Here is a 19721-nt window from a genome sequence, read left to right as displayed (position 1 = left end):
GGCTGTCGGGGCGGTTGCGGGGCGCCTGCAGGAGACGAGTTCTCCGCCGGGGACGGGCTCCCCGCCGGAGGTTCGGCCGAGGGTCGGGGGTCCGCGTGCCCGGCCCCGGGCGCGTTCCGGCGGCCGGCGCCGGGCCGGGCCGGCGGGGTCGGCAGGGGGCCGATCCGGGGGTCGCGCGGCGGCTGGTACCCGGCCCCGCCCGACGCCTCCCGCCCATCCTCCGGCTCCCGCCCGTCCTCCGGCTCCCGGTCGTCTCCGGGGTTCACGGGGCGGCTCATGACTGGACCTCCAGCTCGTCCTTGACGCGTTCGAGCATGGTGACGAGGGCCTGGACCTGGGCGGTGACGGTGCCGACCGTCGTGTCGGTCGCCTGCTCGCTGTAGCCCGGGGCTCCCTTGACGACCGTGGCGACGGTGACCTGGCCGATCCGCGACTGGTACCAGCCGTAGAACTGCTTCCCGGGGACCGCGTCGCTGTAGTAACCGCCGCGCTCGCCGAGGGAGTCGGTGGCGGTGTAGTTGCCGCCGAGGCCGAAGGGGTTGCCGAGGGAGATGAGCCCCTCGATGCGCTCGCCGTCGCGCAGCCTCTGGTTCGGGCAGCGGAGCGCCTCCTCCAGGGTCTCGGCCATCTCCCAGTCGGCGTCGTCCTCGGTGCGGTGCACGGTGACGGTGGCGGCGACCCGGAGGGTCCCCCGGCCGTCGGCGGCGGGGACCTCGCTGTAGGCGGTGACGCTGGAGAGGACGTCGGAGGGCCGGGTGCCGGTCTCCCAGGAACAGCCGTCCCCGAGCACGGGCCAGTAGTCGGGGTCGCTGAGGTACGGAGTGCGCTTCACGTAGTCCGGGCCCCAGGCGTCGGGCCCGGCGACGACGGCGAGGGCGAGCCTCCTGGCGTCGGCGGCGTTCTTCGGCACCCGCTTCGGGTCGGGGGTGAAGTCCAGGGCGGTCGGCGTGGCGACGGGAGTGGGGGTGGGGTCCGGAGCGGCCGTGGCCGTACCGCTCGGGGCCGACGCCCCGCTCGTACTGCTCCTGCCGCCGGGTTTCGCCCCGTCGTCGCGGTCGTCGTCGCCCGCGCACCCGCTCACGATGAGCCCGCCCACCAGCACGGCACAGCAGACGCCCAGCAGTCTTCGGTCCCCGTACGCCACAGTTCCCCCACGGTCGCTACCCGGATTGCCCGAACGGCGATCAGATCGTACGACCTGCCGGGTCAACTCACCTTGGCCAAGACCTCATTGGGACAGAGCGGTGGCACTCTCGCGACGCGCCTCGTCGTACCGCTCGCGGGCCTCCTGGACGGCGGCCACCTGCTGCTCGCTCCAGTGGGCGAGCGCCCAGACCTGGCGGGCGGCCTCGGTGCCGAGCGGGGTGAGGGCGTAGTCGACGCGGGGCGGGATGACCGGCTTGGCGTCGCGGTGGACGAAGCCGTCGCGCTCCAGGGTCCGGAGCGTCTGGGCCAGCATCTTCTCGCTGACGTTCCCGATGCGGCGGCGCAGCTCGCTGAAGCGGTACGGACGCTCCAGGAGGGACGCCATGACGAGGACGCCCCAGCGGCTGGTGACGTGCTCCAGGACCGCCCGCGAGGGGCACATCGGTTCGAAGACGTCGGGCAGCGGGGCCATCGCACTCACCTCTCCACTTACCTCCATGCCAGTACCTTACTTCAAAGTGGGCACTTCCGAAAAGTTAGTGCCGGTCCTACGGTGAGTACACCGTTCCATTTTCTCCATGTTCTTCGTGTTCACGCACCCCACACCCAAGGAAGCACCATGAGCATCGTCGTCACCGGAGCCACCGGACAGCTCGGCCGTCTCGTCGTCGACGCCCTCCTCGCCGCCGCCCCGGCCGAGGGCACCGCCCCCGCCGGGCGGATCGTCGCCGTCGTCCGCGACAAGGAGAAGGCCGCGGACCTGGCCGAGCGCGGGGTCGAGCTGCGGATCGCCGACTACAGCCGCCCCGAGACCCTGGCGGACGCCTTCGAGGCCGGCGACCGGGTGCTCCTGATCTCCGGCAGCGAGGTCGGCCGGCGCGTCGCGCAGCACGCCGCCGTGATCGACGCGGCGAAGGCGGCGGGCGTGGCCCAGCTCGCGTACACGGGCGTCCTCGGCGGCGACGACGCCGACTTCGAGCTGGCCGCCGAGCACAAGGAGACCGAGCGCCTGATCCTCGCCTCCGGCCTGCCGTACACCTTCCTCCGCAACGGCTGGTACAGCGAGAACTACACCGCCAACCTCGCCCCCGTCCTCGCCCACGGCGCCGTCGTCTCCAACGCCGGCGAGGGCCGGATCGCCTCCGCCTCCCGCGCCGACTACGCCGCCGCCGCGGCCGCCGTCCTGACCGGCCCGGCCGAGGAGCACCTGAACGAGGTCTACGAGCTGAGCGGCGACACCGCCTGGTCCTTCGCCGAGTACGCGGCCGAGGTCGCCGCCCGGTCCGGCCGCGAGGTGACGTACACCCCCGTCTCCGCCGAGGCCCACCTAGAGATCCTCACCGGCGCCGGCCTCCCGCGCCCCTTCGCCGAGATCCTGGTCGACGTCGACCGGGCCGCCGAGCACGGCGCGCTCGCCCTGCGGACCGGCGACCTGACCCGGCTGATCGGCCGCCCGACCACCCCGGTCGGCGTCTCGGTCCAGGAAGCGCTCGACGCCTCCTGACGACCGCCGGGCCGCCGTGCCCGTACCGCAGGACCGTCGTGCCCGTACCGCAGGGCCGTCATGGCCGTACCGCCAAGCCCTCACGCCCGTACCGCCGGGCCGTCATGACCGTATAGCGGTACGGGCATGACAACCCGCCCCGTGCGGCGCTACCGTCGTCGGAGCGACCGACAGGACGGCGCGGCACAGGGCGGGAGGTTCGATGAAGACGGAGAACGAGGGGCGAACAGGCCTGCTCTACGGGATCGGCGCCTACGGCATGTGGGGCCTGGTCCCCCTCTTCTGGCCGCTCCTCAAGCCCGCCGGAGCGATGGAGATCCTCGCCCACCGGATGGTGTGGTCCCTGGTCTTCGTGGGGCTCGCCCTGCTCGTCCTGCGCCGCTGGGGCTGGGTGCGGGAGCTGGCGCGCAGCCCGCGCAAGCTCGGCCTGATCACCCTCGCCGCCACCGTCATCACCGTGAACTGGGGCCTCTACATCTGGTCCGTGAACGCGGGCCACGTCGTCGAGGCCTCCCTCGGCTACTTCATCAACCCGCTCGTCACCATCGCGCTCGGCGTCCTCGTCCTCCAGGAGCGGCTGCGCCCGGCCCAGTGGGCGGCGGTCGGGATCGGTTTCGCGGCCGTGCTCGTCCTCGCGATCGGGTACGGGCAGCCGCCGTGGATCTCGCTCGTCCTCGCCTTCTCCTTCGCGCTCTACGGCCTGGTGAAGAAGAAGGTGAACATCGGGGGCCTGGAGTCGCTGGCCGCCGAGACCGCCGTCCAGTTCCTGCCCGCCCTCGCGTACCTGGTCTGGCTAGGCAGCCGGGGCACCCTGGCGTTCGGCGCGCACGGCGCCGGCCACACCGCGCTGCTCGCCGCCACCGGCCTGGTCACGGCGATCCCGCTGGTCTGCTTCGGCGCGGCGGCGATCCGGGTCCCGCTGTCGACGCTCGGCCTCCTCCAGTACCTCGCGCCGACCTTCCAGTTCCTCCTCGGCGTCCTCTACTTCCACGAGGCGATGCCGCCGGAGCGCTGGGCGGGCTTCTCCCTCGTCTGGCTCGCCCTGACGATCCTCACCTGGGACGCGCTGCGGACGAACCGGCGCAACCGGGCGGCGATCGCGGCGGCGACGGCGGCGGGAGCGGCCGAGGGGGCGGACGCGGCCGGAACCCCGGAACCGGCCGGGACCCCGGAACCGGTCGAAGGCGCGGGGCCGGTGGAAGGCGCGGGGCCGGTCCGGACCGCGCCCACGACCGGACGCTGACCGTATGCCCCGACCGCCGGGGGGTACGGGGCGCCTACGAGCCGCTCACGGGCGGCTCGGCCCCGGAATAACCGGTGGTGGGGGACGGCGCCCCGCCCCCACCCTGAACCCCATGGAAGAACCGAAGTACCGGATCCGCGCGCTCCACACCGAGCGCACGGTCACCGTCTACCAGGCGTACCGGCCCGAGATCGGGCTTCCGGCGGCGCGGGAGGGCCGGTTTCCGGCCGTCTGGAAGCGGGACCGGATGACGTGGATCAAGCCGTCGTTCCTGTGGATGATGTACCGCTCGGGCTGGGGCGCGAAGGAGGGCCAGGAGACCGTCCTGGCCGTGGAGATCACCCGCGAGGGGTTCGAGTGGGCCCTGCGGAACGCCTGCCTCTCCCACTACGCGCGCGGCTTCCACCCCGACCGGGACGCGTGGCAGCGGCAGTTGCGGACGTCCCCGGCCCGGGTCCAGTGGGACCCGGAGCGCGACCCGCGCCTGAACCCCCTCCCGTACCGCTCGCTCCAGCTCGGCCTGGCGGGCGAGGCGTCCCGCCGGTACGCGGACGAGTGGACGGTGTCGATCACCGACGCGACGCCGCTCGCCCACCGCGCCCACGCCCTGGTCCGGGCCGGCGACGTGGACGGCGCCCGCGCGCTGTTGCCCCGGGAGGAGCCGTACCCGGAGCCGGAGGGGCTCCTGGACCACCTGCGGGCCTGACGGGGCCGCGCGTTCCGGCGGAAAGAACCGTTCCGGTGGCACGGGCGGGGAGGGGACGTTACAACCGGTTCCATGAAACCCCTGCACTGGAAGCTCGTCGTCGACGCCACGGACCCGCACGCGCAGGCCGCCTTCTGGGCCGCCGCCCTGCACTACCGGGAGGAGGACCACAGTCCGCTCGTGCGGCGGCTCCTCGACATGGGGGCCGTGCCCGACGGGGTGACGACCACCGTGCACGGGGGCACGGAGGACGAGCGGCTCGGCTGGCGCGACCTCGCCGCCGTGCGGCACCCGGACGAGCCGTACGACGAGGACACCGACGCGGGCCTGGGCCACCGGATCCTCTTCCAGCGGGTCCCGGAGGCGAAGACCGTCAAGAACCGCGTCCACCTGGACCTCCACGCGGAGACGGGCGCCCGCGACAAGGAGGTCGCCCGCCTGGTAGACCTCGGCGCGACGGTCCTGCACGAGGTGAACGAGCCGTCGGGCTCGTGGGTGGTCATGGCGGATCCGGAGCGGAACGAGTTCTGCGTGCAGTAGCGGTCGTACGGGAGGGGATCAGGGGCGGCGGACCTCGAAGTGGAAGCAGCCGTACTCGACGGCCCGGACGTGGACCAGGGCCACGGCGGGGTCCTCGAAGGCCTCCGCGAGGGCCCGGTCGAAGCCTTCCGCGGGGTGCTCCGGAAGCTCCAGGAGCCGGCCGCCGACGATCCGGCCCGCCGCGTCGTACCGGCGGAGGACGCGCAGGGCCCCGGGCCGCGCGAAGGGGTACTCCTCCGAGGGCGCGGGCCCGCCGCACTCCCCGGCGTGCACGAAGACGGGGCCCTGCTCGTCGTACGCGCCCGGTTCCGCCCCCGTCTCCGCCGCCCAGCGGCGCAGCGGCGCGTACGAGACGAGCGCGATCCGCTCGCCGGGGGCGGCGGGACGCAGACAGCAGCGGAGGGGCTCCCCGCCCCCGGTGGCCGGGTACGGCACGCAGGGCCGCCCGGCGTCGTCGACGACGCGCAGCGCGGCGAGGGCGGCGGGCGCGACGGCCCGGGGGACGTAAGGGGTCTCGGCGGTACGCATGGCTCCAGCGTCGCCCCTCCCCCGCCCGCCCGCTGGCGGGATTCGGACGTCGCTTTCGACCGAAGTGGCTCTGTCGGCAAGGGAGTCGGGCCGAAAGGTCACAGACGCCCCCCGTCCGCTGAGCGAACACCCCTGACCGGTTTCCGCTCTTGACGTGAACACATCCTGTCACTGAACATTCAGCACGCACAGCGGAACGCTCGCGCAACAGACAACTGAACACTCCGCACGCATTCGTACAGCTCCAACGCCTCGCGGCCTCCCACGCCCGGGGCGTCTCGCACGTTCCGTCCCATCCCCGTTCGGAATCCGGAGCCCCCACATGAACATCTCCGTGCCCAGACGCGTCACCGCGGTCGCCGCCCTCGCGGCGCTCGCGCTCGCCGGTCTCACCGGGACCAGCGCCACCGCCCGGCCCGCCGAGGCCGCCGGTGCCGCCGCCGCGCCCGACATCTCGCTCGCCGCCGTCAAGCAGCACTTGACGGACCTCCAGTCCATCGCCACCTCCAACGGAGGCAACCGGGCCCACGGCCGCGCCGGTTACAAAGCGTCGATCGACTTCGTGAAGGCGAAGCTGGACGCCGCCGGATACACCACCAGCCTCCAGACGTTCACCACCAGCGGCGCCACCGGCTACAACCTGATAGCCGACTGGCCGGGCGGTGACCCCAACCAGGTCCTGATGTCCGGTTCGCACCTCGACTCGGTGACCTCGGGCCCCGGCATCAACGACAACGGCTCCGGCTCCGCCGCGATCCTGGAGACCGCCCTCGCCGTCTCCCGCGCCGGCTACCAGCCCTCCAAGCACCTGCGGTTCGCCTGGTGGGGCGCCGAGGAGCTGGGCCTCGTCGGCTCGAAGTACTACGTCAACAACCTTCCGACGACCGAGCGTTCGAAGATCAAGGGCTACCTCAACTTCGACATGATCGGCTCGCCGAACCCGGGTTACTTCGTCTACGACGACGACCCGACGATCGAGAAGACCTTCAAGGACTACTACGCCGGACTCGGCATCCAGACGGAGATCGAGACCGAGGGCGACGGCCGCTCCGACCACGCCCCGTTCAAGAACGTCGGCGTCCCGGTCGGCGGCCTGTTCAGCGGCGCCGACTACACCAAGACGTCGGCGCAGGCGCAGAAGTGGGGCGGCACCGCCGGCCAGGCGTTCGACCGCTGCTACCACTCCTCCTGCGACACCACCGCGAACATCAACGACACCGCCCTCGACCGCAACAGCGACGCCATCGCGCACGCGGTCTGGACGCTGTCCGCCGGCTCCACCACGCCGCCCACCGGCAAGGTCTTCGAGAACACCGCCGACGTGTCCATCCCGGACAACGGCGCCGCGGTCACCTCGACGGTCAACGTCACCGGCGTCACCGGCAACGCGCCCAGCAACCTGGCCGTCGGCGTGGACATCGTCCACACCTACCGCGGTGACCTCGTGGTCGACCTCGTCGCCCCCGACGGCTCGGTCTACAGCCTGAGCAACCGCTCCGGCGGCAGCGCCGACAACATCGTCCAGACCTTCACCGTCAACGCCTCCTCCGAGGTCGCCAACGGCGCCTGGAAGCTCCGCGTCCAGGACAAGGCCTCGGCCGACACCGGCTACATCAACGCCTTCAAGCTGACCTTCCCGTAACCCTCACGGGCAAGGCGAGAGAACGCCCGGGCGGGTCGGTGACCATCGCCCCCGACCCGCCCGGGGTCCCAACCGGTCAGGCCGTCACTTGCCGGAGTTCGCCGCCTCCACCAGGGCGTCCTTCGTCACCGCGCCGACGTAGACCTTGCCGTCGTCGGTGAGGAGCGCGTTCACCAGCTTCGTCTTGAAGAGGGTGCCCGAGCCGAACGTCCCGGTGACCTTGTCGCCGAAGGAGTCCAGGAATCCCTGGAGCTCCTTCGGCGCCTCGTCCGTCCTGGGCGCCGGGGCACCGGTGTCGAGCTTCGCGATGGTCGTCCAGCCCTCGCCGAGGACGTTCAGGCCCTTGCCGAGGCCCCCGGGGCCCCCGAAGCCCCCGCCGAACTCCTTCCCGAAGTCCTTCTCGAAGTTCTCCGGGAGCTTCCGGGACTTCCGCGCCTCCTCCGCGCCCTCCGTCACCTTCGCGCCCTCCGGCGCCTCGAAGGCGAAGACCGACGCGTCCGGGCGGGCGAAGTCGACCTTCGTGAAGCCCGCGTCCACGACCGGCTTGCCGCCCTCGACCGAGGAGAGCGTGAACTTCAGCGGGGTGCCGTTCGCCGCGTCCACCGCGATCTTCACCGACGCGACCGTCGAACCGGCCTGCTTCGGCTTGATCACCAACTGGTACGCGTCCCGGCCCGCCACCCGCGCCGTGCCGTCGACCGTGATCGACGTGGTGTCGCCCGCCGCCTTCAGGACCTCGTCCGCGAGCTCCTTGGGCGTCGCCGGAAGCTCCTTCCCCTCGGCCGCCGGGCCCTCCGGGGCGCCCTTCTCGTGGAAGACCTCGTTCGACTCGCTGTCGTAGCCCCAGACGTCGTCGCCGTTGTGGATCAGGCTGTACTCGTCGGAGCCGTCGAGCAGGGTGAGCTTCTGGCGCTCGGGGCCGTCCGCCGCCAGGCGCAGCGTGTGGGTGCCCGAGGCGAGTTCGGTGAGCTTCTGCGCGGGGTCCGCCGTGGAGGCCCCGCCGCCCTGGCCCCCGAGGCCGGACGCCAGGCCGCCGAGGGCCGGCAGGCCCAGGTCGGTGGAGACCTTGAAGGTGCCGGAGAGGGTCTGGGTCTCCGAGCCCGCGATCTTCTCGATGAGCTGCTGGGCCGTGATCTCCGGCAGGTCCGGGTCGCCGGCCGCCGCGAGCGCCGGGACCAGACCGATGGTCGCCGCGGCCACGCCGGCCACCGCGACGGGGACGACGTACCGGCTCGCCCTGCGACGGGTCTCGCCACGAGCCTCGCCGCGGACCTCGCTGGGGGTCTCGCTGGGGACTTCGTTCGCTGCCATGGTCTCCGCTACCTCCGTGCGCCCTGGAGAGGCCCCGAACGGCCTCATGTGGTCGATGTACCCCATCCCACCAAACGGGGAGGACGGAATCGTCAGCCCCCGGGATCAACCTCGCGTACCCCTTCGGGATGACCCGACCCCGAGACCGGCCCGGACCCGCACATGCGGAACTACCGCTTCCGCGAAGGCGGGGCCCGCGCTCCCGGGCGAGACTGGCGGGAGGGGGAACGGGTCGAGAGGAGCCGTCATGGCCGAGGGGCTCTCCGCGGTGGCGCGCACCGGGCGCCACGCCGCGCACGTCACGGCCGCGACCGCCGCCGGGTTCTATCCGGCGCTCCACCTCCTGGACCGGCCGGTCGCCGGGATCTACGCCCTGTTCACCCCCATCGCGTTCGGCATCCTCTCCCCGCTGCCCGGAGCGGGCCGGGACCGCGCCGCGACCGTGCTGCGGGCGGTGCCGGCCGCGGCCGTGCTCGTCGTCCTCGGGACCGTGCTCGCGGTCGGGACCTGGCCGGCCGTCGCGGGCATGCTGGCGGTCGGGTTCGCGCTGGCCTTCGGGGCGGCCTGCGGGCCCCGGATCGCGGGCGCCGCCCCCGGGCTCCAGCTCTTCTACATCCTGGCCTGCTTCCCGCCGTACGAGCCGGGGACGCTGCCGCAGCGGCTCGCCGGGCTCGTCGTCGGCGGGGTGCTCCTGGCCCTGGCCGAGGCGGTGTTCTTCCCGGACGCGCCGGAGCCCTCGTACCGGGGGCGGATCGCCGACGCCCTGGACCTGGCGGCCCGCGCCGCCTCCGGAGTCGTCCGCGGGGAGGGGCCGGACCCGGAGACCGCCGGGCGGCTCGGGGCGGCCGGGCGGGAGCTGCGCCTGTCGCGGCTGCCCGCCGGGGCCCGGCCGACGGGCGCGGGCCGGACGGACCGGGCCCTGGCCCAGGCGGGGGCCGCGACCCGCCGGCTCCTCGACCAACTGGCCCTCCTCGCCGCGCACGACCCGGCCTCCGGGGACACGGTCTCGGCGGAGCTGCTGCGGGGGATCGCGGCGAACTGCACGGAGACGGCCGAAGCCCTGCGCAGGGGGGACCGGGGGCGGCGGGCACGGCGGGGGCGCCCCCTCCCCGGCCCGCAGCTCCTCGAAGAGATGGTCGCGGACTTCCTGAAGGCACGCGGGGCCCCGGCGGAGAGCACCGGGGCCTCCGCCGGGCGGCGGGCCGGGGCCACCGACGACGGACCGGCCGCGCGGACCGCGGTCCCCGACCCGCCCGCCCCCGCCCTCCGTACCGTCCTCGTCCGGCGTTCGACCGTTCTGACGGCGGCCGTGTCGGCGGTGACCGTCCGCACGGCCGCCTCCCTCGCGCTCGGCGGCCGGGAGCGGCTCCACGGGCTGCCCCACGAGCAGTTCTGGTACGCGGCGGAGGGGACGGCCCGGCTCGTGGCCGTCCGGGTCAGGGGCAATCTGACCCGGCGCTCCGTCGTCTTCCAGAACGCGCTGCGCACCGCGCTCGGTCTGGCGCTCGCCCGGCTCGTGGCCGGTTCGCTCGACCTGACGCACGGCTTCTGGGTGCTGCTCGCCGTCCTGACCCTGGGGCGGACCACGGCGGGCGCCACCTGGTCGGCCGTGCGGGCGGCGGCGGCCGGGACCCTGGCGGGGGCGTTCGCGGCGGGGCTGCTGATCGTGGGGGCCGGGGGCGCCTCCGACGTGTACGCGGCGCTGCTCGTGCCGATGATGCTGGTGGCCTTCACGCTGGGTCCGCTCGGCGGCCCGTCCCGGGGCCAGGGGCTCTTCACGCTCGTCGTCGCCACGGCCTTCGCCCAGATCGCGCCGGTGACCTGGCGGCTCGCGGAGGCCCGTCTGGTCGACGTGCTCACCGGCAGCGCGATCGGCCTGCTGTGCGGCCTGCTCGCCTGGCCGGCGGGGGCCCGCGCCGAGATCCGGTACGGCATGTCGGGCCTGCTGCGGGCCGCCGCGCCGGTGGTCCGTGCCACGACGGCGGCGGTGACGGACGGGAGCGGGGAGGGCGCGCCCCAGGCCGGGAGCGGGGAGGACGCGGCCCGGGCCGGAGGCCGGGAGGGCGCGCCCCGGGCCGGGAGCGGGGAGGACGCGGTCCCGGCCGGGGAGGCGGAGGGCCCCGGCCCCGCCTCCCCCGGCGTACGGCTCACCCTGCACCGGCTCCGGATCGCCGAGGCGGTCTACGCGCAGTACCGGACGGAGCCCGCCGCGGACGCCGCCGGGTCCGCCCACGACTGGCTCTCGGTGCTGGACTACGGGTCGCGGACGCTGGTCGGGGCCTACTGGCTGCCCCGTATGGACGGCATGCCCGGCCTTCCGGCGGACGCCCGGCGCTGGGCGCACGAGACGGCCGAGGAGGTGGTCGCGGCGACCGTGCGGGCGGCGGGATTCCCCCCGGACGGCGTGCGGGTCCGTCCCGCGCCCCTGCCGCCGGAGGTGGCGGAGCGGGTGCCCGCGCCGCTCCTCGCCCCGCTCACGGACGTGGAGGTCTGGCTCCACGCGCTCGCCCGGGACCTGGAGGCGGGCTCGCCCCCGGAGCCGGAGGACCGGAAGGGCCGGACGGGCCGGACGGGCCGGACGGACCGGCCGGAGGGTCAGCCCGCCCGGTACACCACCGCGTCGCACAGCTCCGCGAGCGCCGACTTGGCGTAGCCGTCGGGCAGCGGCGCCAGCATCGCGCGGGCCTCCTCCGCATACCGCACGGTGTCCCGGCGGGCCTGCTCCAGGGCCGGGTGGGCGCGCAGCCTGCGCAGGACCTCGGCGTGCCGGGCGTCGTCGGTGAGGTCGCCGTCGACGAGGGCGACGAGCTCGACGTCCTCGGGGCGCCCGTGCGCGGCGGCCGCGGCCCGCAGGCGCAGGACGGGCAGGGTCGGGATGCCCTCGCGCAGGTCGGTGCCGGGGGTCTTGCCGGACTCGTGGGAGTCGGAGGCGATGTCGAGGACGTCGTCGGCGAGCTGGAAGGCGACGCCGAGCCGCTCGCCGTACTGGGTGAGGGTGTCGACGACGCCCTCGTCGGCGCCGGCCATCATCGCGCCGAAGCGGCAGGCGACGGCGACGAGGGAGCCGGTCTTGCCGCCGAGGACGTCGAGGTAGTGGTCGACGGGGTCGCGGCCGTCGGCGGGCCCGGCGGTCTCCAGGATCTGGCCGGTGACGAGCCGCTCGAACGCCTCGGACTGGATGCGGACGGCCTCCGGGCCGAGGTCCGCGAGCGTGTGGGAGGCGCGGGCGAAGAGGAAGTCGCCCGTGAGGACGGCGATCGAGTTGCCCCAGCGGGTGTTGGCGCTGGGGACGCCGCGCCGGACGTCGGCCTCGTCCATGACGTCGTCGTGGTACAGCGTGGCGAGGTGGGTCAGCTCGACGACCACGGCGGCGGGCACGATGCCGGGCGCGTAGGGGTCGCCGAACTGGGCGGCGAGCATCACGAGCAGCGGGCGGAAGCGCTTCCCGCCGGCCAGGACGAGGTGCTGCGCGGCCTCCGTGATGAAGGGGACGTCGCTCTTGGTGGCGTCCAGGAGGCCCGCCTCCACGGCCGCCAGACCGGTCTGGACATCGGCCTCAAGAGCCTGGTCCCGCACGCTGAGGCCGAACGGCCCGACGACGGTCACGAGGGGGTCTCCTGTCTGCTGACGCCTGCTGTCGCTACACGGTCGGCAGCGATCACACGGGACGGTCACACGGATTGTCGATGTGTCGCTGGATTCACTCAAGCCAGCGTATCCGGTCACCTTTCGATCACCGTGGGCGCCTTCCCGTCACCCCCGGTATGTTCGTGATCAGCCGATACCACCAGGAGTAGGCGTTTTGTCCCGAACGAACATCGACACCGATCCGGACGGCGAGCAGCCCCCGCCGGAGGACGACCACGCCTTCCTCGGGCACCCGAGGGGCCTGCTGACCCTCTCGGGCCTGGAGGTCTGGGAGCGGTTCTCGTTCCTCGGCATGCAGGCGATCCTCGTCCTCTACTTCGCCGCCGCCGTCGCCGACGACGGACTCGGCATGTCCCCGGGCACCGCCGCCTCGGTCTCCGCCGCCTACGGCACGCTGGTCTACCTGGTCTCGGTGGCCGGCGGCTGGCTCGCGGACCGCGTCCTCGGCTCGTACCGCGCCGTCCTGTGGGGCGGGATCCTGATCGCCTGCGGCCACTACTCCATGGCGGTCCCCACGGCCGCCATGACCTGGGTGGGGCTCGGTCTGATCAGCGCCGGGACCGGCCTGCTCAAGCCGAACGTGGCGACGATGGTCGGCAAGCTCTACCGCACGGACGACGACCGCCGCGACGCCGGTTTCGCGCTCTACTACACGGCGATCAACATCGGCGCCTTCGCCGGTCCGCTGATCACCGGCTGGCTCGCCGACCACCGGGGCTACCACTGGGGCTTCTCGGCCGCCGCGATCGGCATGACCTTCGGTCTGGTGCAGTACGTGGCGGGCCGGCGTCACCTGGCCGGACGCAGGCACGCCGCCGAGTTCGCGCTCGCCCCGGACGCCATGCGCCGGGCGGTCCGGCTGATGGTCGCGGGCGCGGTCGCCACGGCCGTCGTCGCCACGGTCCTGGCCCTGGTCGGGTGGCTGACGATCGACCGGTTCGTGGACGTGCTGACCCTGGTCTCGGTGGTCGCGCCGGTCGTCTACTTCCGGGTGATGTTCACCAGCCCCCGGGTCACGGCCGAGGAGCGCGGCCGGCTGCGGCCGTACGCGGTGCTCTTCCTGGCCTCGGTGGTGTTCAACTTCATCCTCTTCCAGGCGTACTCGACGATGATCCTGCTGGCCTCCACCAACGCCCGCACCACGATCCTCGGCTTCGACTTCCCGGCGAGCTGGTACGCCTCCGCCCTCGGCGCCTTCGAGGTGGCCCTGGCGCCCGTGGTGGCCGCCGTCTGGTCCCGGATGGGCCACCGGCAGCCGCACGTCTCGAACAAGATCGCGTTCGGGGTGGTCCTGGGCGGCCTGTCCTTCCTCCTGATGGTCCTGCCGACCTCGGGGCACGCGGACGACACCTACCGGATGGCCGCCTGGTGGATCGTCGGTTCGTACGTGCTCCTCGGCCTCGGCGACGTGCTCCTGGAGACCTCCGGGATGTCGGCCACCAGCAAGCTCGCCCCGAAGGCCTTCTCCAGCCAGACGATGTCGCTCTGGTTCCTCTCCCTCGCGCTGGCCAACGGGATCCAGGCCCAGACCGTGAAGTTCTACGACGACGTCTCCAAGCCCGTGTACTTCGGCGTGAACGGCGCGGTGGCCGTCGCCGCCGGCCTCGTCGTGATCGCCCTGGCGCCCTGGCTGCGCCGCACCATGCACCCCGTCCGCTGAGCGCCGCACCCCGCCTTCTCCCGTCCCCGAGGTGACCCGATGCCGAAGATCCGCACCGACTTCCCGTACGAGACCCGCCGCGAGGACGTCCGCATCCCGACGGCGGACGGCACCCTCCTGTACGCGCGCGTGTGGCGCCCGGTCACCGAGGAGCCCGTACCGGCGCTCCTGGAGTACCTGCCGTACCGCCTGAGCGACTGGACCGCGCCCCGCGACCACCAGCGCCACCCCTGGTACGCGGGCCACGGCTACGCCTCCGTGCGGGTGGACGTGCGCGGCCACGGCAACAGCGAGGGGCTGCCGGGCGACGAGTACGACGCGACCGAGCTGGCGGACGGCGTGGCCGTGGTGAACTGGCTCGCCGAGCAGCCCTGGTGCACGGGCCGGGTCGGCATGTTCGGCATCTCCTGGGGCGGCTTCAACTCCCTCCAGATCGCCGCCCTCGCCCCCGAGCCCCTGAAGGCGGTCGTCACCGTCTGCTCCACCGACGACCGGTACGACAACGACGTGCACTACATGGGCGGCTCGGTCCTCGGCGTCGACATGCACGCCTGGGGCGCCACCATGCTCGCCTTCGCCTCCCGGCCGCCGGACCCGGAGTACGCGGGCGAGGAGTGGCGGTCGATGTGGCTGCGGCGCCTGGAGGCCGTGGAGCCCCTCGTCGACACCTGGCTCTCCCACCAGACCCGGGACGCCTACTGGAGGCACGGCAGCGTCTGCGAGGACTACGGGGCGATCGGGGCCGCCGTCCTCGCCGTGGGCGGCTGGCACGACCCGTACCGGGACACCGTCCTGCGGCTCGTCGAGCACCTCCCGGCGGACCGGGTGCGCGGGATCGTCGGGCCCTGGTCGCACCAGTACCCGGACCGGGGCCTGCCGCCGGGGCCCGCGATCGGCTTCCTCCAGGAGACCCTGCGCTGGTGGGACCACCACCTCAAGGGGGCCGCGAACGGCGTGATGGACGAGCCCCCGCTGCGGTCCTGGATCAGCGACTCGCACCCGCCGGCCACCGTCTACGAGGAGCTGCCGGGCCGCTGGGTCGCCGACCCCGCCTGGCCCTCCCCGCACGTCACCCCCGTCACGTACGGCTTCCAGGGCTCCCCGGTCGTCGTCGACTCGCCCCAGCAGACCGGGATCGACGCGGGCCGCTTCTTCCCCTTCGGCAACGACGCCGACCTGCCGCCCGACCAGCGCGAGGAGGACGCCCACTCGGCCTGCTTCGACTTCCCCGTGCCGGAGGACGGCGACCCGGTCGAGATCCTGGGCCGCCCGTCGGTGACCCTGTCCCTGCGCGCGGCCGCCCCCACCGGGCAGGTGATCGCCCGGCTCTGCGACATCGCCCCGGACGGCTCCTCCACCCTCGTCACCCGGGGCGCCCTGAACTTCTCCGCCCGCCACGGCCGCGACCGGGCCGAACCGGCCCTGATCGGGGAGACGGAGGCGTTCGTCTTCGAACTGAACGGCATCGGGCACGCCTTCGCGCCCGGCCACCGGGTGCGGCTCGCGGTCTCCTCCACGTACTGGCCGTGGATCTGGCCCCAGCCCGACGCGGCGGGCTTCACCCTCGACCCGGCGGGTTCCTCCCTCACCCTGCCGGTCCGCCGCCGCACCGAGGACGCGGTCGCGTGGGAGGAGCCGGAGCAGGCCGCGCCGCTGGGCGTGGTCCACCCGGCCTCCCCGGAGGAGCGGCGCCCGGAGCGGGTGGTGGTCCGGGACGTGGCCAAGGGCGAGTGGCGCCTGGAGGTGGACCCGAAGTACGGCGGCACGCGCGTGTACCCGGACGGCCTGGAGTTCACCGAGGACGCCCTGGAGACGTACACGATCGAGGAGAGCGGCCCGCTGACCGCCCGCACCCGCTCGGACTGGACGATCCGGCTGCGCCGCCCCGACCGGGGCTGGGACGTCGGCGTGGACACCCGCTCGGAGATCACCTGCGACGCGGAGGCCTTCCACACCTGGAACGAGGTGGTGTGCCGGGAGGGCGACGAGGTGGTCTTCCGCCGCACCTGGGAGAAGCGGATCCCCCGTACGGCGGGCTGAGCGCGCGTACGGGGGATCCGGGACCGCTGGTCACGCCCGCGGGCCGGCCTTGCGGCGGCGGGCGGCGAACACCGCGCCGGCGCCGAGGGCGACGGCTCCGGCGGCGGCCAGGCCGAGCTGCGGCAGGACGTCGTTCGCGCCGGTGGCGGCGAGGGTCCCGCCGGTCGTCACCGGGGTGGTGGACGAACCGCCCTGCTGGGTGGTGCCGGTGTTGCCGGTGGTGGTCACCGGGGCGGGCGTCGAGGTGGAGGGCGACGGGGTCGGGGTCGGGGCCGGCTTCGGCTTGTCGCCCTTGGCGGCGAGGATGCCGAAGTCGGCGTACGCGTCGTCCAGGCTCATGCCGCAGGTGCCGTCGTTGTTCTCGTACTGGCCGAAGGTGTAGATCGAGCCCTCGCCGGCGGGGGCGTCGGCGGCGACCGTGAGGCGCAGCTTCACGTCGTGGTGGGCGCCCTTGGCGAGCTCGCCGAGCTCGATGGCCTCGAACTTCTCCCCGACGGACGTCCACGCGGGGGCGTCCGCCGAGGACCACTCGACGGGGAGGACCCACTTCTCGAAGTCCGTGTCCTCGTCGATGTCCTCGTCGAGGTCGGGCTCCCGCAGGGCGTTGACGTAGACGTCGACGAGGTCCAGGGTCCGGTCGGAGGTGTTGGTGACGCGCATCGAGAAGACGGCGGGCTGTCCGGCGGTGACCTGCTCCGGACCGCTCAGGGCGATCCGCACGGCCTCGTTCGGCTCGCAGGCCCCTTCCATGTCCTCGTAGAACGCCAGCTCCTCCTTGGCGTCGTCGAGCTTCCGGGAGGCGGTCTTCTGCGCCTCCCGGGCGAGGGTGACGGCGCGCGAGGCGGCGACGCGCGCGTCGGTGAAGGCGGTGCCGGTCTCGGTCACCTTCGCGTCGGCGGCGGTCTTGGCGGCGGCGGCCGCCTCGGCGGCGGTCCCGGCCGCCGCGACGGCGTCGGCGGCGGCCTGCTTCTGCTCGGGAGCGGCGTCGCCGGGGAGGGCCTTCTCCTCGTCCTGGGCCTTGACGAGCGCCTTGTCGGCGGCCTCCTTGGCCGCGGCGGCCTCGACGGCGGCCTTCTCGGCGTCGGCGATCGCCTTCTTGAGGGGGTGGTCGGCCTTGTCGAAGCCCTTCAGGGCCTCCTTGGCCCCGGCGACGGCGACGACGGCGTCGTCGTACGCCTCCTGCGCCAGCGCGACCGCGGCCTTGAGCTCGTCGAGCGTCGGCTCCTTGTCGTCCTCGCCCTGCGCGGGCTTCTGCGTCGACGCGGACGACGGCTTGGTGTCGGCGAACGCCGGGGCGGCGGATAGGAACACGACCGGGGTGGTCACGGCGGCGGCCACGGCGGTCGCGAGAATGCGACGGATCTTCACAGTGCGGGACCTTTTTCCTGGTCAGGGAAGAGTGAGAGAAAAGCGGGCGCGCACTCGCGGCTGCTTCACGCGGCGCGATACCACCGTGATCGTAGGGCCGCGGACGCCCCTGCGGGAGGACGTTCTCCGCGGCCCGGACCCGGCGGGGGACACCGGTGGGCACCCAAAGGGAGCGAACGCGGACAGTTGCCCACGGAGGCCGCGCTTTCCGTGTGATCCATGTCATCAGCGCCCGGCGGCCCGCCCCGTAACGTGTCCCCCACACCCGTGGAAAGCGAGGCAAGCACCGATGTCCGAGCACAGCCCGCTCGACCTGGCCGAGGGCGATCCCTTCGGCCCGCACAACCTCCCGTACGGCGTCTTCTCCACCGCCGAGGAGCCCGACCGGCGCCGGCTCGGCGTCCGGATCGGCGGGTACGTGCTGGACGCGGGGGCCGCGGCGCACGCGCTCGGCTCCCCCTACGCGTCGCTGCTCGCGCAGCCCGGCCTCGACCCGCTGCTCGCCGCCGGGCGGACCGCCTGGCGCGACGTCCGCCGGGCGCTCACGGCCTGGGTGACGGTCCCCGCGCACCGGGCCGACGTCGAACCGTTCCTGCACCCGCTGGACGCGGTGACGCTGCACCTGCCGTACGAGGTCGCGGACTACGTCGACTTCTACGCGAGCGAGCACCACGCGACCAACGTGGGCCGGATCTTCCGCCCCGACGGCGACGCGCTCACCCCCAACTGGAAGCACCTGCCGATCGGTTACCACGGTCGCGCGGGCACGGTCGTGGTCTCCGGCACCGACGTCGTGCGCCCCTCGGGGCAGCGCAAGGCGCCCGCCGACCCGGCGCCGGTCTTCGGGCCCTCGGTGAAGCTGGACATCGAGGCGGAGGTCGGCTTCCTGGTCGGCACCCCGTCGGAGCTGGGCCGGCCGGTGCCGCTCGCCGACTTCCGGGAGCACGTCTTCGGCCTGACGCTGCTCAACGACTGGTCGGCGCGGGACGTGCAGGCCTGGGAGTACGTGCCGCTCGGCCCGTTCCTCGGCAAGTCGTTCCAGACGTCGGTCTCGGCGTGGGTGACGCCCCTGGAGGCCCTGGACGCGGCCCGGACCGCCCCGCCCGCGCGGGACCTCCCCCTCCTGCCGTACCTGGACGACGCGGACGAGGAGGAGCCGGGCGGCTTCGACCTGCGGATCTCCGTGGAGATCAACGGCGAGGTGGTGGCCGAGCCGCCGTTCTCCTCGATGTACTGGACGGCGGCCCAGCAGCTCGCCCACATGACGGTGAACGGCGCGTCGCTGCGCACGGGCGACCTGTACGGCTCCGGGACGGTCTCCGGGCCGGAGGTGAACCAGCGCGGTTCGCTCCTGGAGCTCACCTGGAACGGGCGGGACGCGCTCGAACTGTCCGGCGGCAAGCGGACGTTCCTGGAGGACGGCGACGAGGTCGTCCTGACGGCGTGGGCGCCGGGCCCGGACGGCACCCGGGTCGCCCTGGGCGAGGTCCGGGGCCGGATCGCCCCCGCCGTCTGACCGTCAGGCGGTCCGCCAGAGGGCGGGGACGTTCGGCGGCTGCCAGCCGGGCTGGGCGGTGTGGGCCTGGAGGCACACGTAGCCCAGCCCGCCGTAGGTGACGGCGTCCCCGGCCTTGTAGGCGGTGCCGACCGCCCAACTTCCCCCCGGCGGCTGGGTGGTCGGGGTCGGGGTGGGCGTCGGCGTGGGGCCGGGGTTCTGCGCCACGTTCAGGACGAAGTCGAAGGCGGCCTCGCGCGCCCCGCCCGCGTCCCGCACGGTCATGAGCAGCCGCGGGTCGAAGAGGCTGTCGGTGTTGTTGCGGGGCTCGTTCGGGAAGTAGAGCTGCGTGGTGAGGACCGGGCGGCCGGGGGCCTGCACCTTGACGTGGAGGTGACGGGTGCGGCCCGGGTAGAGGCCGGGCACGATCGTGGTGAGCTTGAAGGAGCCGTCGGCGCCGGTGAACTGGTGGCCGCGGAAGCGGAACCCGGTGTTGTCGTAGGCGCCGTTGGTGTCGGCCTGCCAGAAGTCCAGGAGGACGCCGGATATCGGCCGGCAGGCGAGCCCGAAGGCGTACCCGCTGACGGTGAGCCGGACGCCGGGGGTGTTGGCCTCCAGCAGGCTGGTCCGCAGCGGGGAGTTGGGCTTGAAGTACGGGCCCTCGATCTGCTCCGGGGTGGGGTCGTCGCCGTCGTCGCACGCGGGGGTGAGCGCGGGCGCCTCCCCGCTCTCCGTCAGGGTGCGGGCGAGCGCGGGGACGCCCATGAGCACCGCGGGCGCCGCCATGCCGGCCGCGAGCGCGGCCCGCAGGACGGTCTTGCGGCTGACGTGCCCGGTGCTGGTCTCGTGGTCCATGTGCCTGGCTCCTCGGGTGGGGGCTGGGATCGGCA

Annotated in this window: 16 protein-coding genes; 9 read left to right on the top strand and 7 right to left on the bottom strand. The window is 73.8% G+C overall.

The annotated features are described in order from the left end of the window. Positions 1-274: 274 nt before the first annotated feature. Together ACFYNX_RS16080 and ACFYNX_RS16075 are read right to left on the bottom strand one after the other, a co-directional pair. Positions 275-1144 (bottom strand): hypothetical protein, encoded by an 870-nt coding sequence (locus ACFYNX_RS16080; protein WP_388661987.1) that lies wholly within the window; start codon positions 1142-1144, stop codon positions 275-277. Positions 1145-1228: 84 nt separating this feature from the next. Continuing rightward, the gene (locus ACFYNX_RS16075; RefSeq protein ID WP_365551495.1) at positions 1229-1645 is read right to left on the bottom strand and encodes a helix-turn-helix domain-containing protein; all 417 of its coding nucleotides are present in this window, start codon (positions 1643-1645) and stop codon (positions 1229-1231) included. A gap of 120 nt (positions 1646-1765) precedes the next feature. Here ACFYNX_RS16075 and ACFYNX_RS16070 point away from each other — a divergent pair, with 120 nt between their 5' ends. The 4 genes from ACFYNX_RS16070 (at position 1766) to ACFYNX_RS16055 (ending at position 5139) form a co-directional block, all read left to right on the top strand. Beyond that, complete coding sequence (locus ACFYNX_RS16070; protein ID WP_365551492.1) at positions 1766-2650, top strand: NmrA family NAD(P)-binding protein; 885 nt, start codon at positions 1766-1768, stop codon at positions 2648-2650. 202 nt (positions 2651-2852) lie between these two features. Next, positions 2853-3893, top strand: coding sequence for an EamA family transporter RarD (rarD, locus tag ACFYNX_RS16065; protein ID WP_388661984.1), 1041 nt, complete (start codon positions 2853-2855; stop codon positions 3891-3893). Between the two features lie 112 nt (positions 3894-4005). Continuing rightward, positions 4006-4599 carry a DUF4291 domain-containing protein gene (locus ACFYNX_RS16060; protein ID WP_388661982.1) on the top strand — a complete coding sequence of 198 codons (594 nt, stop codon included), beginning with the start codon at positions 4006-4008 and terminating at the stop codon, positions 4597-4599. Between the two features lie 72 nt (positions 4600-4671). Further along, a complete protein-coding gene (locus ACFYNX_RS16055; protein ID WP_388661980.1) occupies positions 4672-5139 on the top strand; it encodes a VOC family protein in 468 nt (155 codons plus the stop codon). Between the two features lie 18 nt (positions 5140-5157). Here the strand turns inward: ACFYNX_RS16055 and ACFYNX_RS16050 are convergent, their stop codons facing one another. Further along, positions 5158-5667, bottom strand: coding sequence for a DUF1203 domain-containing protein (locus ACFYNX_RS16050; RefSeq protein WP_388661978.1), 510 nt, complete (start codon positions 5665-5667; stop codon positions 5158-5160). Positions 5668-5989: 322 nt separating this feature from the next. Between ACFYNX_RS16050 and ACFYNX_RS16045 the strand changes: the two genes are divergently transcribed. Further along, the gene (locus ACFYNX_RS16045; protein WP_388661976.1) at positions 5990-7309 is read left to right on the top strand and encodes a M28 family metallopeptidase; all 1320 of its coding nucleotides are present in this window, start codon (positions 5990-5992) and stop codon (positions 7307-7309) included. Positions 7310-7393: 84 nt separating this feature from the next. Here the strand turns inward: ACFYNX_RS16045 and ACFYNX_RS16040 are convergent, their stop codons facing one another. Next, the gene (locus ACFYNX_RS16040; RefSeq protein WP_388661974.1) at positions 7394-8620 is read right to left on the bottom strand and encodes an outer membrane lipoprotein carrier protein LolA; all 1227 of its coding nucleotides are present in this window, start codon (positions 8618-8620) and stop codon (positions 7394-7396) included. Between the two features lie 247 nt (positions 8621-8867). On the opposite strand from ACFYNX_RS16040, the gene ACFYNX_RS16035 reads away from it, so the two are divergent. Next, positions 8868-11273 (top strand): FUSC family protein, encoded by a 2406-nt coding sequence (locus ACFYNX_RS16035; protein WP_388661972.1) that lies wholly within the window; start codon positions 8868-8870, stop codon positions 11271-11273. Here the strand turns inward: ACFYNX_RS16035 and ACFYNX_RS16030 are convergent. Further along, positions 11216-12226, bottom strand: a complete 1011-nt coding sequence (locus ACFYNX_RS16030; protein ID WP_125668293.1) for a polyprenyl synthetase family protein — start codon at positions 12224-12226, stop codon at positions 11216-11218. The two genes, ACFYNX_RS16035 and ACFYNX_RS16030, sit on opposite strands and share 58 nt — an antisense overlap. A gap of 196 nt (positions 12227-12422) precedes the next feature. Between ACFYNX_RS16030 and ACFYNX_RS16025 the strand changes: the two genes are divergently transcribed. After that, a complete protein-coding gene (locus ACFYNX_RS16025; protein ID WP_388661970.1) occupies positions 12423-13928 on the top strand; it encodes a peptide MFS transporter in 1506 nt (501 codons plus the stop codon). Between the two features lie 39 nt (positions 13929-13967). Beyond that, positions 13968-15968, top strand: a complete 2001-nt coding sequence (locus tag ACFYNX_RS16020; protein WP_388661968.1) for a CocE/NonD family hydrolase — start codon at positions 13968-13970, stop codon at positions 15966-15968. A 30-nt stretch (positions 15969-15998) separates the two neighbouring features. On the opposite strand, the gene ACFYNX_RS16015 is transcribed toward ACFYNX_RS16020, so the two are convergent. Next, positions 15999-17336: a peptidase gene (locus ACFYNX_RS16015; RefSeq protein WP_388661966.1), complete on the bottom strand. Its 1338-nt coding sequence runs from the start codon at positions 17334-17336 to the stop codon at positions 15999-16001. Between the two features lie 289 nt (positions 17337-17625). On the opposite strand from ACFYNX_RS16015, the gene fahA reads away from it, so the two are divergent. Next, a complete protein-coding gene (fahA, locus tag ACFYNX_RS16010; RefSeq protein WP_388661964.1) occupies positions 17626-18852 on the top strand; it encodes a fumarylacetoacetase in 1227 nt (408 codons plus the stop codon). 3 nt (positions 18853-18855) lie between these two features. Here fahA and ACFYNX_RS16005 read toward each other — a convergent pair whose 3' ends face one another. Further along, positions 18856-19686 (bottom strand): carbohydrate-binding protein, encoded by an 831-nt coding sequence (locus tag ACFYNX_RS16005; RefSeq protein WP_365543144.1) that lies wholly within the window; start codon positions 19684-19686, stop codon positions 18856-18858. Between the last annotated feature and the right edge of the window lie 35 nt (positions 19687-19721).

This window comes from Streptomyces sp. NPDC007872, assembly GCF_042868165.1.
GTDB lineage: Bacteria > Actinomycetota > Actinomycetes > Streptomycetales > Streptomycetaceae > Streptomyces.
The sequence above is the reverse complement of the archived record's forward strand: the minus strand, read 5'-3'. Positions and strand labels throughout refer to the sequence as shown.

Excerpts from the sequence above, each read along its gene's own strand:
- ACFYNX_RS16075 (WP_365551495.1), bottom strand. The coding sequence starts at position 1,645 with ATGGAGGTAAGTGGAGAGGTGAGTGCGATGGCCCCGCTGCCCGACGTC.
- ACFYNX_RS16070 (WP_365551492.1), top strand. The coding sequence starts at position 1,766 with ATGAGCATCGTCGTCACCGGAGCCACCGGACAGCTCGGCCGTCTCGTC.
- rarD (WP_388661984.1), top strand. The coding sequence starts at position 2,853 with ATGAAGACGGAGAACGAGGGGCGAACAGGCCTGCTCTACGGGATCGGC.
- ACFYNX_RS16060 (WP_388661982.1), top strand. The coding sequence starts at position 4,006 with ATGGAAGAACCGAAGTACCGGATCCGCGCGCTCCACACCGAGCGCACG.
- ACFYNX_RS16055 (WP_388661980.1), top strand. The coding sequence starts at position 4,672 with ATGAAACCCCTGCACTGGAAGCTCGTCGTCGACGCCACGGACCCGCAC.
- ACFYNX_RS16050 (WP_388661978.1), bottom strand. The coding sequence starts at position 5,667 with ATGCGTACCGCCGAGACCCCTTACGTCCCCCGGGCCGTCGCGCCCGCC.
- ACFYNX_RS16045 (WP_388661976.1), top strand. The coding sequence starts at position 5,990 with ATGAACATCTCCGTGCCCAGACGCGTCACCGCGGTCGCCGCCCTCGCG.
- ACFYNX_RS16040 (WP_388661974.1), bottom strand. The coding sequence starts at position 8,620 with ATGGCAGCGAACGAAGTCCCCAGCGAGACCCCCAGCGAGGTCCGCGGC.
- ACFYNX_RS16035 (WP_388661972.1), top strand. The coding sequence starts at position 8,868 with ATGGCCGAGGGGCTCTCCGCGGTGGCGCGCACCGGGCGCCACGCCGCG.
- ACFYNX_RS16020 (WP_388661968.1), top strand. The coding sequence starts at position 13,968 with ATGCCGAAGATCCGCACCGACTTCCCGTACGAGACCCGCCGCGAGGAC.
- fahA (WP_388661964.1), top strand. The coding sequence starts at position 17,626 with ATGTCCGAGCACAGCCCGCTCGACCTGGCCGAGGGCGATCCCTTCGGC.
- ACFYNX_RS16005 (WP_365543144.1), bottom strand. The coding sequence starts at position 19,686 with ATGGACCACGAGACCAGCACCGGGCACGTCAGCCGCAAGACCGTCCTG.